Consider the following 1,250-nt stretch of genomic DNA (forward strand, 5'->3'; position numbering starts at 1 on the left):
TCTGGGAGACTTCCCGGTATGCGGGGAATCATTCTGGCGGGCGGCACGGGCTCGCGTCTACATCCGATCACGGTCGGCATCAGCAAGCAGCTTGTCCCGGTCTACGACAAACCGATGATCTACTACCCCCTCTCGACCCTGATGCTCGCCAACATCCGCGACATCCTCGTCATCACCACCCCACAGGACGCCGATCAGTTCCAACGACTCCTCGGCGACGGCTCACAATTCGGAATCAACCTGACTTACCAGGTCCAACACGAGCCCAACGGCCTCGCCCAGGCCTTCGTCCTCGGCGCCGACCACATCGGCACCGACAGCGCCGCACTCGTATTGGGCGACAACATCTTCTACGGCACCGGATTGGGCTCTCAGCTCTCGCGATTCGAGGGCATCGACGGCGGCGCTGTCTTCGCCTACGAAGTCAAGGACCCCAGCGCCTACGGCGTCATCGAATTCGACGCCGACGGCAAGGCCATCTCCCTCGAGGAAAAACCCGCCGCACCGAAATCGAACTTCTCCGTCCCGGGCCTGTACTTCTACGACAACGACGTCCTGGCGATCGCCCGCGATCTCGAGCCGTCGGCGCGCGGGGAGTACGAGATCACCGACGTCAACCGCCACTACCTCGAGGCAGGCAAGTTGGCTGTCGAAGTGCTTCCCCGCGGCACCGCTTGGCTCGACACCGGCACCTTCGACTCGTTGCTCGATGCCTCCAACTACGTCCGCACCATCGAACAACGCCAGGGCATGAAGATCGGGGCACCCGAGGAAGTGTCCTGGCGACGCGGCTTCATCACCGACGACGAACTACGAGAACGAGCCGAAAAGCTCGTCAAATCCGGATACGGGCAGTACCTGCTCGATCTACTGGCGCGAGGCAAGTGATGAGTTTTCGTGAACTGACGATCCCCGGCGCCTACGAGTTCACCCCACGACAGTTCGGCGACGATCGCGGCGTGTTCTTCGAATGGTTCAAATCCTCCGCCTTCGAGAACGCAGTGGGCGGGCCGTTGGAACTGCAGCAGGCGAACTGCTCGGTCTCCGCGGCCGGGGTGCTGCGCGGTATCCACTTCACCGACACCCCGCCCGGGCAGGCGAAATACGTCACCTGCGTCAAGGGTGCATTCTTGGATGTGATCGTCGACCTGCGGGTGGGTTCGCCGACCTTCGGGCAGTGGGACAGCGTGCTCATCGACGACGTCGACCGCCGCGCAGTGTTCCTGCCGGCAGGTCTCGGGCACGCCATC

The 1,250-nt window shown here is 63.0% G+C and carries 2 protein-coding genes; both read left to right on the forward strand.

Annotated elements, in window-relative coordinates; all coding sequences use genetic code 11:
• The first annotated feature begins 18 nt into the window (after positions 1–18).
• Positions 19–888 (forward strand): glucose-1-phosphate thymidylyltransferase RfbA, encoded by an 870-nt coding sequence (gene rfbA, locus CH293_RS27690; protein WP_094653721.1) that lies wholly within the window; start codon positions 19–21, stop codon positions 886–888.
• On the forward strand, positions 888–1,250 hold a 363-nt coding region (locus CH293_RS27695; protein WP_141217263.1), incomplete at its 3' end, for a dTDP-4-dehydrorhamnose 3,5-epimerase family protein. The genes rfbA and CH293_RS27695, both read left to right, overlap by 1 nt.

Origin of the sequence: Rhodococcus sp. 14-2470-1b, assembly GCF_002259415.1 — a bacterium.
In the GTDB taxonomy this organism is placed as follows: domain Bacteria; phylum Actinomycetota; class Actinomycetes; order Mycobacteriales; family Mycobacteriaceae; genus Rhodococcoides.